The following is a 12,463-nucleotide window of genomic DNA, read 5'->3' as shown; positions in this document are numbered from 1 at the left end:
TGTCGGTTACTGTCGCCTGATGCTCGCTGCCAACCGCTCTGGCACCGCCACGGCCACGGCCCTGGCCGGCGCCACGGAGCTCGACGTATCCGTACCGTCCCCGCGCCGCACGGGGCCGGCCGCCCGCTGCACGCGCGTGCTGCTGTCCCCGTACACCCGGCTGTCCCTGCTGTTCGCCCTGCTCGCGGGCGCCGCGGCGGCCGTGCTGCTGTTCGAGCCGCAGCGGCTGCTGACCGAGGGGTGGCCGCCAGAACTGGGCGGGGCCGCCGCGGCCGTCGTGTTCGCGGTGGCGTACGGGCTGTGCACGGTGGCGTTCGTGCCACGCCCCCTGCTGAACCTGGCGGCGGGCGCGCTGTTCGGGTCTCAGCTGGGGCTGGGGACGGCACTGGCCGGCACGGTGCTCGGGGCCGGGGTGGCCTTCGGGCTGGGGCGGCTCCTCGGTCAGGACGCGCTGCGCCCGCTTCTGCGGGGCCGCTGGCTGAAGGCGGCCGACGGGCAGCTCAGCCGGCACGGCTTGAGGTCCATGCTGGCGGCCCGGCTCTTTCCGGGGGTGCCGTTCTGGGCGGCCAACTACTGCGCCGCCGTCTCCCGCATGGGCTGGCTGCCGTTCCTGCTGGCCACGGCGCTCGGTTCGATCCCGAACACGGCCGCCTACGCGGTCGCCGGCGCCCGCGCCTCCTCGCCGACCTCCCCCGCCTTCCTCATCGCGATGGGCTGTATCGCCGTACCGGCGCTGCTCGGCACGGTGGTGGCCTGGCGCAAGCGCCACCACCTGCGCGGCCGCTGAGCCGCGACCGGTCCGGACGCCTTCGGGGCCGTCAGACGGCTTCCAGGATCATCGCGTTGGCCAGGCCGCCGGCCTCGCACATGGTCTGCAGGGCGTAGCGGGCGCCGCGCTCGCGCATCGCGTGGACCAGGGTGGTGGTCAGCCGGGTGCCGCTGGCGCCGAGCGGGTGGCCGAGGGCGATGGCGCCGCCGTGCACGTTGACCTTCGCCAGGTCGGCGCCGGTCTCCTGCTGCCAGGCGAGGACCACGCTGGAGAAGGCCTCGTTGATCTCGACCAGGTCGATGTCGTCGAGTCGCAGCCCCGCCCGGCGCAGCACCTTCTCCGTGGCCGGTACGACGCCCGTGAGCATCAGCAGCGGGTCCGAGCCCGTGACGGCGAAGCTGTGCAGGCGGGCCAGCGGGCGCAGGCCGAGACGGGCCGCGGTCTCGCCGGAGGTGATCAGGACGGCGGAGGCGCCGTCGTTGAGGGGGCTGGCGTTGCCCGCGGTGACGTTCCACTCGATCTGCGGGAAGCGCTCGGCGAAACCGGGGTCGTGGTAGGCGGGCTTGAGGCCGGCGAGGATCTCCGGGGTGCTGCCGGGCCGTACGCACTCGTCGCGGAAGACGCCGTCCAGCGGTGCCACCTCGGCGTCGAACAGGCCGGCCTCCCAGGCCGCGGCGGCCTTGTGGTGCGAGGAGACCGCGAACTCGTCCATGCCCGCGCGCGTGAGCGACCACTTGGCGGCGATCAGTTCGGCGCTGATGCCCTGCGGGACCAGGCCCTCCGGGTAGCGGCCCGCGACTCCCGGTCCGAAGGGGTCCTTGTCCGGGGGCACGTTGGACCACATCGGCACCCGGCTCATCGACTCGACACCGCAGGCGACGACCAGGTCGTAGGCGCCCGCGATGACACCCTGCGCCGCGAAGTGCACCGCCTGCTGGGACGAGCCGCACTGGCGGTCCACGGTGGTCGCCGGGACGGTCTCGGGGAGACCGGCGGCGAGGACGGCGTACCGGGTGGTGTTCATGGCCTGCTCGCCGACCTGGTCGACGGTGCCCCCGATGACGTCGTCGATCAGCGCCGGGTCCACACCCGAGCGTTCGACCAGGGCGCGCAGGGTGTGCGCGAGGAGCTGTACGGGGTGGACGTGGGCGAGGGAGCCGTTCGGCCTGCCCTTGCCGATGGGCGTGCGTACGGCTTCGACGATGACGGCGTCTCGCATGGTGCGGGCCTCCTTGGCCGCTTGGCTACCCGCCCCGGAGTCAGCGAGTAGGAAATCCAAACTGACCATAGCGCGGTGGGTTGGAAAATCAAACCCTCCCGTAGACTGGCCGCATGGCCGCCACGAAGGATCCGCGCCCCTGCTCGATCGCCGACACCCTCGCGCTGGTCGGCGAGAAGTACTCCCTGCTCGTGCTGCGCGAGGTCTGCCTGGGCAACGGCCGCTTCGACCAGCTCGTGCGCAACATCGGCGCCCCGCGTGACGTCCTGGCCACCCGGCTGCGCCGGCTCGTGGACGGTGGGATCCTCGCCAAGCGGGTCTACAGCGAGCGCCCGCAGCGGTTCGAGTACCGGCCCACCCAGGCGGGTCTGGAGCTGGAGCCGGTCCTGATGACCCTCAAGGAGTGGGGCGACCGCCATGTCCGCAAGGGCGCCGACCTCCCCATGGCCGTCGAGCACGCCTGCGGCAACGAACTGGTGCCGGTGGTCACCTGCCAGGCCTGCGGCGACCCCGTGCGCCACGAGGACCTGACGGCGCACGCCCAGACCCCGGGCTGGACGGTCGCGGGCCCGACGGCGGCCTGACACGACATCCCTCCCGGGGCGCGCGCCCAGGTCCCGTGACCGGCCAACCCCCGTGCTCGTCAAGGCATCCGGGCCCGTTACCCTGCCTTCATCACATGATCAGCCTTTCCCCCTCAGTACTTGGACGCCGTGCCGCCATGTCTTGGTTTGAATCCCTCGTCCTCGGACTCGTCCAGGGGCTGACCGAGTTCCTGCCCGTCTCCTCCAGCGCGCACCTGCGGCTGACGGCGGCGTTCTCGGGCTGGCAGGACCCCGGGGCGGCATTCACGGCGATCACGCAGATCGGCACGGAGACCGCCGTCCTGATCTACTTCCGCAGGGACATCGGCCGGATCGTCTCGGCCTGGTCCCGCTCGCTGTTCGACAAGGCGATGCGGCGCGACCACGACGCGCGGACGGGCTGGTTGGTGATCGTCGGCTCGATACCCATCGGGGTGCTCGGTGTGACGCTCAAGGACCAGATCGAGGGGCCGTTCCGCGATCTGCGGATCACCGCCACCATGCTCGTCGTCGTCGGCGTCGTCATAGGCGTCGCCGACCGGCTGGCGGCCCGGGACGAGACCGGCGGCCGGCATCGGGCGCCCAAGCAGCGCAAGACGCTGGAGAACCTGGGCGTCAAGGACGGCCTGGTCTTCGGTCTCTGCCAGGCCTGCGCGCTCATTCCCGGAGTCTCCCGCTCCGGCGCGACGATCAGCGGTGGTCTGTTCATGGGCTACCGGCGCGAGGCCGCGGCCCGTTACTCCTTCCTGCTGGCCATCCCCGCGGTGCTCGCCTCGGGCGTCTTCGAGGTGAAGGACTCGGTGAGCGAGGGCCATGTGGCCTGGGGCCCGACCCTGTTCGCGACGGTGATCGCGTTCGCCTCGGGCTACGCGGTGATCGCCTGGTTCATGAAATGGATCTCCCACAAGAGCTTCATGCCGTTCGTCTGGTACCGGATCGCCCTCGGCGTCGCCATCATCGCCCTGGTCGGCGCGGATGTGCTGAGCCCTCACGCGGCGGAGTCGGCCGGTTGACGGATGTGGCCGCGCCGGGCGCGCCGACGCCTTCGTCGGGCGGACCGCGCCGGCCCCCGGCCCGCACCCGTTTCGGACATCTCCCGCGTGCCCCGCGCCTTCGGCCCGGGCGAGGCTCTCGCGACTTTGGCCGCCGGCCCCGCCGGCCCCTGCGAGGCGGCCGCGACCTGCGGGTTCGGACGGCTCACCGTGAACGTACGGGCTTGCCCGGACCGGTAGTTCACCCTCGTCACCGCCTCCTTCCGCGAGGCGGCCCGGCATGGCATATGCGTCCTGGGCTGGGTGGACTGAACCACTGATCCCGCACGGAGGCGGGTTCGCCGGTGACCAACCGCATACCTTCTCTGTAGCGACCTGGTAGCGCAGTGTCAGTACTTGCCCCTAGGCTTGTCCGCATGTCCCCCGATTCCATGCCCCCTGGTTCCGTGCGGCCAGCCGCTCAGGTGAACGAGCAGATCCGGGCGCTGTGGCTGCGCACGGGCGGCACCCTGTCGGCCCAGGAGCGCACGGAGTACGAACTGCTGGTCGTCGAATGGGCCGCCGCGATGCGCGAGAAGATCAGCGAAGCCGCCTGAGAGCGAGGCCACCTCCGCGTCACGAAGGGCGCGCCGGGATCGGGCGGCCCGGCACCCCGGAACACCCGGACGCCTCGGCGGCGGCCGGGCCGCGTCACTCTTCGCCCAGTGGATAGGCGAGACGGCCATTGCTGGATACAGTCGTCCTCTTACGCCTGGTTGTGGGGACGGCCAGGGCGCCTTGGGGAGGGCCTGCACCACATGAGTCGTCGCTCTAACGGTTTGGTCGGCGTCTGGGCCGAGGCGCAGCGACAGCAGCAGCGCCAGGCGGAAGCCGAGGCCAGACGGCACAGACAGGAAGCCCAGCAGGCACGCGCCTATCAGCGGCAAGTCGCCCAGAGCCACCGCGAGTACCGGCAGGCGGAGGCACTGCGCCGTACCGAGGAACTGGACGCACAGGTCGCCTCGTTGCAAGGCCTGCTCGCCTCGGGATGTCACGCTCCGGCCTTCCGGGCCTCCTCCCTCCTGCGCCCCGAACAGATCGAGCCCTTCGCTCCCGGGCCACTGGCGCGGCCCGTGCCCCTGCCGAGTTTCGAGCAGTACCAGCCGCAGAGCGGATGGACCGCCGGTCGCCGGGCGCAGGCGCAGGCCGAAGCCCGGGCCCGCTTCGAGCGCGACTGGCAGGCGGCCCAGGCCGCGGAGGCGGAGCGGCGGCAGCGGTTGGCGTCGTACGAGCACGAGTACCGGCGCTGGGCCGATGCCCGACTGTCCGACATACGACGGCACAACACCGGCGTCACCCGGCTGACCGAAGGCGTCGGGCGCCGCGAACCCGACTCCGTGGTCGAGTACTTCTCCGCCGCGCTCTACGCCTCGACCGCGTGGCCGGAGGGCTTCCCTCGTCAGGTGGCCGCGGCGTACGACTCCGCGGCGGGACAGTTGGTGCTGGACTGGGAGCTGCCCGGCTACGACGTCGTCCCCGAGGTCAAGTCCGTGCGCTACCTCGCCGGGGTGGACCAGGACAAGGAGACCCCCCGGCCGGTGGGCCAGCGCAGGGCGCTGTACCGGGAGGTCCTCGCGCAGTGCATGCTGCTCGTCCTGCACGAACTCTTCGCCGCGGACGAGCCGGGCGCCCTCGAGTCGGTGGCCCTGAACGGGTTCGTGGACGGCCACGACCCCACCACGGGCCGGCCCGGCCACATCCACCTGGCCACCGTCATGGCCGCGCGCTCGACGTTCCGCGATCTGCGCCTGGCCCAGGTGGACGCCTGCAGCTGTCTGGCCGACGCGCTGCGCGGCCAGCTCTCGGCCCGTCCCGACCAGCTGACTCCGGTACGGCCGGGCCGCCGGCCGCAGGAGGTCGGAAACCGCGTGGTCACGCACGGCGGCGACGACCGGCCCGCGCGGTACGACGACGAGCCCGACCTGTACGACATGGACCCCATCGCCTTCGAGAACCTCGTGGCCGACCTCTTCCGGGCCATGGGGATGCGGGCGGTCACCACCCAGCGCTCGAACGACGGCGGCGTGGACGTCGACGCGCTGGATCCGACACCGATCCGGGGCGGCAAGATCGTCGTCCAGGTGAAGCGCTACCGCAACACGGTGCCGCCCACCGCGGTGCGTGATCTGTACGGGACCGTGCAGGACGCCGGCGCCAACAAGGGCGTACTCGTCACGACGTCGGGGTTCGGGCCCGGCTCCCGCACCTTCGCGGCCGGCAAGCCGCTGGAACTCGTCTCGGGAACCGAACTGGTCGACCTGCTGCGTCGCCACGGGCTGCGGGGCCGCCTGGGCGAGGGAGCCCCGCGAACCGCGGCGCCCCGGACACCGGTTCCGACGCAGGCACCCGTTCCGACGCGGACGCCGACGGTTGCGGACCTCCAACTGCCCGCCGACCACAACGTCCTCGGCATGTCGTGGACCGGAACAGCCGCCCTGGACGTGTGCGCTCTCGTCTGCCGTGGCAACCAGGTCCTCAGCGACGGTCACTTCGTCTTCTTCAACAATCCACGGACACCGGACGGATCCGTGTGCGCCCTGCCCGCCACCGCACCCGACAAGGCCGCGATCGGCGTCTCCTTCGACGCGTTGCCGGCCGAGGCCGACCGACTCGTCCTCGTGGCCGCCGTGGATCCGGAGGCCGACCCGCACGGCGACCTCTCCGGCTTCACCGACGCCCGCGTCCGCCTCCTCGATCCCGGGCTCGCCGAACGGGGACGCCTCGAGGTGTCCGACGGCCGCCCGGGCGAGACGGCCCTGGTGCTCGGCTCCTTCCGCCGCAGAACCAACGGGGACTGGGAGTTCGTGCTCGGCGGCAAGGGCTACCCGGGGGGTCTGGCGGAACTGGTCCGGGACTTCGGCATCGAGGTCGACTGACCCGCGTACGTGTTCGCTCACCGGGCGGCTCGGGGTGAAGAAGGCACCGGGCACCCGTCAATATCGGGCGCGCCTCTTGGCTCCGGGGCCCGCGTGCCCAAAACTGTGCCGATGACGCAGCGTGTGGAGCTTGCGACCGTGATGGACCGGTTGGCCGTGGACGAACTGATCACCGAGTACGCCATGGCGGTGGACGACGGGGACTGGACGGCGTACCAAGGGCTGTTCACGGCGGACGGGCGGGCCGACTACCGTTCGGCCGGTGGAATCGAGGGCGACGCGCCGCGGATCGCCGGATGGCTCGCCGAGAACCTGGCGGCGTTCGCGATGCGCCAGCATCTGATCGTCAACCGCCGCGTGCGGTTCGACGTCCTCGACCACGACACCGGTGACACCGCGCGCTTGCGGGCCGACTACCTCAACCCGATGCGGTTCACCGGCGACGGCGAACCCACCGCCCCCGACCTGGTGTGCGGCGGCCGCTACGACTTCTCGCTGCTGCGCACCCGGGACGGCTGGCGGCTGCGCGAGGTGATCGTCCAGGAGAAGTGGCGCCGTCTGCCCGGGCGCGGCCCGGCGGACGCGGCCGGCTGAGCGCACACCCCAAGCCGCGCGGCTCCCGCAGCGCTTCGAGGGCCACCGGTCGCCCTGCCCCACGCGCACTGTCGGAGATCGCTCCCGGCACGCACACTTGGGGCAGAGCGGGGTAGGGAGGGTCCGTATGAGGACGACGATCGACCACTGGCTCACCTCCCCCTGGCGGCGCTCCGGCGCCGCCGTTCTCGCGGGCGCCCTGCCCGTGTTCGCGTTCCCGGCGCCCTCGCTGTGGTGGTTCGCGTACGTCGCCCTGGTCCCGTGGATGCTGCTGGCCCGCTCCGCGCCCACCGGGCGGCGGGCGGCGTACGACGGCTGGTGCGGCGGCTTCGGCTACCTGGTGGCCGTGCACCACTGGCTGCTGCCCAGCCTGCACGTGTTCATCTTCCTGATAGCCCTCTCGCTGGGCGCGCTCTGGGCGCCCTGGGGCTGGCTGGTGCGCCGGTTCCTCGGCGGGCCGTCGTCACCGGTGCGGCGCACCGCCGCGCTGCTGGTGCTGCCGTCGGCCTGGCTGGCGGTGGAGCTGGTGCGTTCCTGGCAGGGCCTCGGCGGTCCGTGGGGCATGCTGGGCTCCAGCCAGTGGCAGGTGGGGCCGGCCCTGCGGCTGGCATCGGTGGGCGGGGTGTGGCTGCTCAGTTTCCTGGTGGTGGCCGTCAACGTGGCGGCGGCCGTCCTGCTGTCCGTCCGCGAGGCGCGGATACCGGCCGTGGCCGCGCTGGTCGCCACGGCGGCCGCCACCTCGGCGGCGTGGGTGTGGGCGCCGCGACCGGACGTCGACGGCCGGGTGCGGATCGCCGTCGTCCAGCCGGGGATCGTGGACGGACAGGACAGCGCGGAGAAGCGCTTCGCGCGTGAGGAGCGGCTGACCCGGCAGCTCGCCGGGCAGGGCGCCGATCTCGTCGTGTGGGGCGAGTCCAGTGTCGGCTTCGACCTGGACGACCGGCCCGACCTGGCCCGGCGGATCGGCGCGCTGTCCCGCGCGACCGGCGCCGACGTGCTGGTGAACGTGGACGCCCGCCGCGCCGACCGGCCCGGTATCTACAAGAGTTCGGTACTGGTCGGCCCCGACGGCCCGACCGGTGACCGGTACGACAAGATGCGGCTGGTCCCGTTCGGTGAGTACATCCCGGCCCGCTCCCTGCTGGGCTGGGTCACCTCGATGGGCAAGGCGGCCGGCGAGGACCGCAGGCGCGGCAGCGAGCAGGTCGTGATGAACGTCGGGCACGGGCTGCGGGTCGGACCACTGGTGTGCTTCGAGACCGCGTTCCCGGACATGAGCCGGCATCTCACCGAGGACGGCGCCGACGTCCTCCTCGGCCAGTCCTCCACCTCCTCCTTCCAGCACAGCTGGGCCCCGGAGCAGCACGCCTCGCTGGCCGCGCTGCGCGCCGCGGAGACCGGCCGCCCGATGGTGCACGCGACGCTCACCGGTGTGTCGGCGGTGTACGGCCCGCAGGGCGAGCGTCTCGGCCCCTGGCTCGGCACCGACACGAGCGGCGCCCGCATGTACGAGGTACCGCTGGCGCACGGCACCACGCCCTACGTCCGCTACGGCGACTGGCCGGTGCACGGGGCGCTGCTGGTGCTGGCCGCGCTGTGCGCCACGGAGGGGGTGCGGGCGCTCAGGCTGCGTCGGAGCGGTCCTGAACCGCTCGCACCACCCGCTCGCACAGTTCGTGAGTCGCCAGCGCGTCCCGGGCGCTGAGCACCCGGCCGGCGCGGACGGCGTCGAGGAAGGTGAGGACCGCCTGCTCGATACCGCGCTGCCGGGCCACCGGCACCCAGTCGCCGCGCCGGCGCACGGTCGGCTGCCCCTTGTGGTCGATCACCTCGGCGAGGTTGAGCACCTGCCGCTTGCTGTCCTGCCCGGACACCTCCAGGATCTCCTCCGCCGAGCCGCTGAGCCGGTTCATCACACCGAGCGCGGTGAAGCCGTCGCCGCCGAGCTGGAGCACGACGTGGTGGAGCAGCCCGTCGCGAACGCGGGCGCGCACGGTGACGTCGTCGACCGGACCCGGTGCCAGGAACCGCAGGGTGTCGACGACATGGATGAAGTCGTCCAGGATCATCGAGCGTGGTTCCTCGGGCAGCCCGATCCGGTTCTTCTGCATGAGGATCAGCTCGCGCGGATGGTCGAGGCACTGCGTGTACCCGGGTGCGTATCTGCGGTTGAAGCCGGTGAACAGACAGACGCCTTGCTGTTCGGCGAGGTCCACCAGGCGGGCGGAGTCGGCGAGTTCGTAGGCGAGCGGCTTGTCCACGTACGTCGGTACGCCCGCCTCCAGCAGCCTCGTGACGATCTCGGGGTGGACGGTGGTGGGCGCGTGCACGAAGGCCGCGTCGAGGCCGGCGGCGAGCAGGGAGTCCAGGCTCGTGTGCCGTCGCTCGCCGGGCAGGCGCAGGGTGTCGGCTACCTGGTGGAGTGTCGCGGGCGTACGGGTCTGCAGGTGCAGTTCGAGACCCGGCTGTGTGCTCAGCACCGGTAGGTACGCCTTCCGCGCGATGTCCCCGAGCCCGATGCAGCCGACCTTCACGTGCGCTCTCCCACCGCTTACCGCTTACCGCTTGTCCGTACGCGTCTGTCCGGAAGCATACGGGGGCCCTCGGTCGGCGATGTCGTCGAAGCCTCGCGGGAGGAGCGCCGGCCCGGCCTTCGACAGGACCGCGATCGCGGTGCTGTCGCGTGCGGCGACGGCGGCGCGGCCGCGTGCCATGTCGGGACGGGCGACCCGGACGGCCTTGCGGGCGATGGCCGCGGTGCGTGGCGGCCGGGCGGCCGTGGAGCCGGCCTGGTTACCGCCTTGGCCCAGGGCCGGGGGCATGGTGTGGGCGGCGTCACCGAACAGGGCGACCCGGCGGCGGTGGCAGGCGGGAGGGGGCTCGGCCATGGCCGGTCCTTCAGCCCGCGGGTGCCCTGCGCGGATCCTCAGGGTCTGCGGGAACTGCCGGCGGGCGTGCTGGGCCACCGAGAGCCCGTGTCCGCGCGCTCGGGCGGGCCGACCCGGGGTCCCCGGGACGCCGAGCGGCTCGGGGTCCGCCGGACGAGTCCCCTGCTGCGGGTCAGCCGGGTGACCACCACACGCGAGGGGCGCCCGGTGGAGTGGTCCGACGACCGCTACCGCTCGGACGCCGTGAGCTTCAGCGTCCCCGCCCGTCGGCCGACGTCACCCCGGCTCCCCGGAACCCCCCGTACGGGGCGCGAGATCACCCGTGCGGGGGTCGTATCCCCCGGTCCCGGCTGCGCGCCCGGGGACCGGCCCAGCAGAGTTGCCCGGGTGCATCGATCCACCACCATCGCAGCGCTCCTGGTCGCCGTGGCCGTCTCGGCCCTCTCCGGCTGTGTGACGGTCGAGCGCCCGCCGATTCCCGGGTCTGCGTCGGACTCGGCGCCCTCGCGGCGGGCCGCAGCCCGGCCGGACGGCAGCGCCGGGCCCCGCGCGGTGCAGGCACCGGCCCGGGAGGCGCTGGAGATGGTCGGACCGTCACGGCACCCCGGGCAGCCGTCCCCGCCCCGGCCCCCCGCCGCGCCACCGGCCGCGCACCGGCCGCCTGCCGCCGCTGCGGTCCCGGCCGCACCCACGCACCCCCGGCCGCGTCCGGACCACCGCCGCCGGCCGCACGGCCGCGTCCCCCATGTGCCGCGGCCGGCCCCGGGGGCCCCCGATGTGTGCGCGCTCGGCAGGACGTACGGCGGCTGGCGCGGCGACAGCCCCGAGTCGGTCATCTGCGACCGGACCTACGGACACTGACCCCCCAGGCCGGACACCGACCGCGCGGACGGTCCGCGCGGAACCCGGCGGCCCCGCCGGCCCCAGGGCCTGTCCGACAATTCGCGTCTGCCGCGCGACGCCATGCACGCTCCCCCAGCCTTCGGCCGGGGGGACCCCCAGAGCACGCACCTGACGCCGCGCCGCCCTTCGGGCGACGACGCGAACTGTCAGACAGGCCCTAGCTCGGTCGGGGCCGGGGCGGACCGAGGGGGTCGCCGTCCGGTGTGCCGCCGCCGTCCAGCCTCGACTCCAGGCGGCCGATCGCGGCACGGACGCCGTCGCCGTAGCCGTCGTCGGACAGGTCGCTCGCCGTGGTGCGGGCCCGGCGCAGATGGCTGCGGGCGGCCGTGACGCGGCCCAGCTTGACGTAGTCGGCGGCCAGGTTCAGATGCAGCGAGGGGAAGAAGCCGCGGACGCTGAGCGGATCCCCGCCGCGGCCCTCGGCCAGCTCCTCGGCCGCCGACAACGCCCTGAGGTCCCAGGCCAGTTCGTCGGACGGGTCGTCCTGGGTGTCGGCGAGGTAGTGGGCCAGGGTGCAGCGGTGCAGCGGGTCGCCGTCCTGGCCGATCTCCGCCCACAGGTCCAGCAGACGGCTGCGGGCCTCCTCGCGGTCGCCGGCGTGGTGCAGCATGACGACCTGACCGATCCGCGTCAGCACGGCGTCCGGCGCCGCCTGTTCCCGTCGCTCCGCCACCGCGTCCTCCGGCCGTCGTCAGCTGTCCGCTGCGACAGCTGTCTGCTCCGACGCTAACCGGCGGCGTCGCCATTCCCGGTCAGGCGGCCCCGCACGGCACGGCGCCGAGACCGCCGGCGGCGGGGGCCGCGACCGACTGGGGCCCTGCTTCCGGATCTCGCCGGAGTCGCGGGGTCCGGCAGGCCGTGCGGCGCCCCCGATCCCGGCCGGCCTGACCCGAATGAAAGGCCCTAGTCGGCCAGGTTCGGGATGCGCCAGTCGACCGGCTCGTGGCCCTGCGCGGCGATCGCCTCGTTGATCTGGGTGAAGGGACGGGAGCCGAAGAACCTCTTCGCGGACAGCGGCGAGGGGTGCGCCCCCTTGACCACCACATGCCGCGTCTCGTCGATGAGCGGCAGCTTCTTCTGCGCGTAGTTGCCCCACAGGACGAAGACCGCCGGGTCGGGCCGGGAGGCCACCGCGCGGATCACCGCGTCCGTGAACCTCTCCCAGCCCTTGCCCTTGTGCGAGTTGGCCTCGCCGGCCCGCACGGTGAGCACCGCGTTGAGCAGCAGCACCCCCTGCTCGGCCCAGGGCATCAGATAGCCGTTGTCCGGGATGGGCAGGCCCAGTTCCTCCCGCATCTCCTTGTAGATGTTCCGCAGGGAGGGCGGGGTCCTCACGCCCGGGCGGACGGAGAAGCACAGACCGTGGCCCTGGCCCTCGCCGTGGTACGGGTCCTGGCCGAGGACGAGGACCTTGACCTTGTCGTAGGGCGTCGCGTCCAGTGCCGCGAAGACCTCCTCGCGCGGCGGGTAGACGGGGCCCCTCGCCCGCTCCTCCTCGACGAACTCGGTCAGCTCCTTGAAGTAGGGCTGCTGCAGCTCGTCACCCAGAACCCCACGCCAGGACTCGGGCAGCATGGCGATGTCGGTCACGTCAACGTC

General features: G+C 73.0%; 12 protein-coding genes and 2 pseudogenes. 9 read left to right on the top strand and 5 right to left on the bottom strand.

The annotated features are described in order from the left end of the window. The first annotated feature begins 19 nt into the window (after window positions 1-19). Complete coding sequence (locus ACIBA9_RS32650) at window positions 20-787, top strand: TVP38/TMEM64 family protein (protein WP_399368723.1); 768 nt, start codon at window positions 20-22, stop codon at window positions 785-787. Window positions 788-818: 31 nt separating this feature from the next. On the opposite strand, the gene ACIBA9_RS32645 is transcribed toward ACIBA9_RS32650, so the two are convergent. Further along, window positions 819-1,988 carry a thiolase family protein gene (locus ACIBA9_RS32645; protein ID WP_399368721.1) on the bottom strand — a complete coding sequence of 390 codons (1,170 nt, stop codon included), beginning with the start codon at window positions 1,986-1,988 and terminating at the stop codon, window positions 819-821. A 113-nt stretch (window positions 1,989-2,101) separates the two neighbouring features. Here ACIBA9_RS32645 and ACIBA9_RS32640 point away from each other — a divergent pair, with 113 nt between their 5' ends. The 6 genes from ACIBA9_RS32640 (at window position 2,102) to lnt (ending at window position 8,778) form a co-directional block, all read left to right on the top strand. Beyond that, window positions 2,102-2,572 (top strand): winged helix-turn-helix transcriptional regulator, encoded by a 471-nt coding sequence (locus ACIBA9_RS32640; RefSeq protein ID WP_399368719.1) that lies wholly within the window; start codon window positions 2,102-2,104, stop codon window positions 2,570-2,572. A 137-nt stretch (window positions 2,573-2,709) separates the two neighbouring features. Beyond that, entirely contained in the window at window positions 2,710-3,585 is an 876-nt protein-coding gene (locus ACIBA9_RS32635) for an undecaprenyl-diphosphate phosphatase (RefSeq protein ID WP_399368717.1), read from the top strand. 395 nt (window positions 3,586-3,980) lie between these two features. Further along, on the top strand, window positions 3,981-4,160 hold the full coding sequence (locus ACIBA9_RS32630) for a hypothetical protein (RefSeq protein WP_362155802.1): 180 nt from the start codon (window positions 3,981-3,983) through the stop codon (window positions 4,158-4,160). A gap of 201 nt (window positions 4,161-4,361) precedes the next feature. Beyond that, a complete protein-coding gene (locus ACIBA9_RS32625) occupies window positions 4,362-6,479 on the top strand; it encodes a restriction endonuclease (protein WP_399368714.1) in 2,118 nt (705 codons plus the stop codon). A 111-nt stretch (window positions 6,480-6,590) separates the two neighbouring features. After that, complete coding sequence (locus tag ACIBA9_RS32620; protein WP_362155807.1) at window positions 6,591-7,073, top strand: nuclear transport factor 2 family protein; 483 nt, start codon at window positions 6,591-6,593, stop codon at window positions 7,071-7,073. A 127-nt stretch (window positions 7,074-7,200) separates the two neighbouring features. Further along, complete coding sequence (gene lnt / locus ACIBA9_RS32615; protein ID WP_399368712.1) at window positions 7,201-8,778, top strand: apolipoprotein N-acyltransferase; 1,578 nt, start codon at window positions 7,201-7,203, stop codon at window positions 8,776-8,778. Here the strand turns inward: lnt and ACIBA9_RS32610 are convergent. Continuing rightward, on the bottom strand, window positions 8,696-9,607 hold the full coding sequence (locus tag ACIBA9_RS32610; protein WP_399368710.1) for a Gfo/Idh/MocA family protein: 912 nt from the start codon (window positions 9,605-9,607) through the stop codon (window positions 8,696-8,698). The genes lnt and ACIBA9_RS32610 overlap by 83 nt on opposite strands. A gap of 24 nt (window positions 9,608-9,631) precedes the next feature. Further along, a pseudogene (locus ACIBA9_RS32605) lies at window positions 9,632-9,961 on the bottom strand (FAD-dependent monooxygenase); the annotation flags it as partial. A 117-nt stretch (window positions 9,962-10,078) separates the two neighbouring features. Here ACIBA9_RS32605 and ACIBA9_RS32600 point away from each other — a divergent pair. Continuing rightward, window positions 10,079-10,219: pseudogene (locus ACIBA9_RS32600) on the top strand (UTRA domain-containing protein); the annotation flags it as partial. Window positions 10,220-10,348: 129 nt separating this feature from the next. Next, entirely contained in the window at window positions 10,349-10,822 is a 474-nt protein-coding gene (locus tag ACIBA9_RS32595; protein WP_399368874.1) for a hypothetical protein, read from the top strand. A 199-nt stretch (window positions 10,823-11,021) separates the two neighbouring features. Here ACIBA9_RS32595 and ACIBA9_RS32590 read toward each other — a convergent pair whose 3' ends face one another. Then, window positions 11,022-11,537, bottom strand: a complete 516-nt coding sequence (locus tag ACIBA9_RS32590; RefSeq protein ID WP_399368708.1) for a hypothetical protein — start codon at window positions 11,535-11,537, stop codon at window positions 11,022-11,024. 230 nt (window positions 11,538-11,767) lie between these two features. After that, complete coding sequence (gene ung / locus ACIBA9_RS32585) at window positions 11,768-12,454, bottom strand: uracil-DNA glycosylase (RefSeq protein ID WP_399368706.1); 687 nt, start codon at window positions 12,452-12,454, stop codon at window positions 11,768-11,770. Between the last annotated feature and the right edge of the window lie 9 nt (window positions 12,455-12,463).

Origin of the sequence: Streptomyces sp. NPDC051452, assembly GCF_044454765.1 — a bacterium.
Taxonomy (GTDB): Bacteria; Actinomycetota; Actinomycetes; order Streptomycetales; family Streptomycetaceae; genus Streptomyces.
This window is presented reverse-complemented; position numbering and strand designations above follow the sequence as displayed.

What these genes read in the sequence shown, in the direction of transcription:
- ACIBA9_RS32625 (WP_399368714.1), top strand. Translation starts at nt 4,362, where the DNA reads ATGAGTCGTCGCTCTAACGGTTTGGTCGGCGTCTGGGCCGAGGCGCAG.
- ACIBA9_RS32620 (WP_362155807.1), top strand. Translation starts at nt 6,591, where the DNA reads ATGACGCAGCGTGTGGAGCTTGCGACCGTGATGGACCGGTTGGCCGTG.
- lnt (WP_399368712.1), top strand. Translation starts at nt 7,201, where the DNA reads ATGAGGACGACGATCGACCACTGGCTCACCTCCCCCTGGCGGCGCTCC.
- ACIBA9_RS32635 (WP_399368717.1), top strand. Translation starts at nt 2,710, where the DNA reads ATGTCTTGGTTTGAATCCCTCGTCCTCGGACTCGTCCAGGGGCTGACC.
- ACIBA9_RS32640 (WP_399368719.1), top strand. Translation starts at nt 2,102, where the DNA reads ATGGCCGCCACGAAGGATCCGCGCCCCTGCTCGATCGCCGACACCCTC.
- ACIBA9_RS32650 (WP_399368723.1), top strand. Translation starts at nt 20, where the DNA reads ATGCTCGCTGCCAACCGCTCTGGCACCGCCACGGCCACGGCCCTGGCC.
- ACIBA9_RS32630 (WP_362155802.1), top strand. Translation starts at nt 3,981, where the DNA reads ATGTCCCCCGATTCCATGCCCCCTGGTTCCGTGCGGCCAGCCGCTCAG.
- ACIBA9_RS32645 (WP_399368721.1), bottom strand. Translation starts at nt 1,988, where the DNA reads ATGCGAGACGCCGTCATCGTCGAAGCCGTACGCACGCCCATCGGCAAG.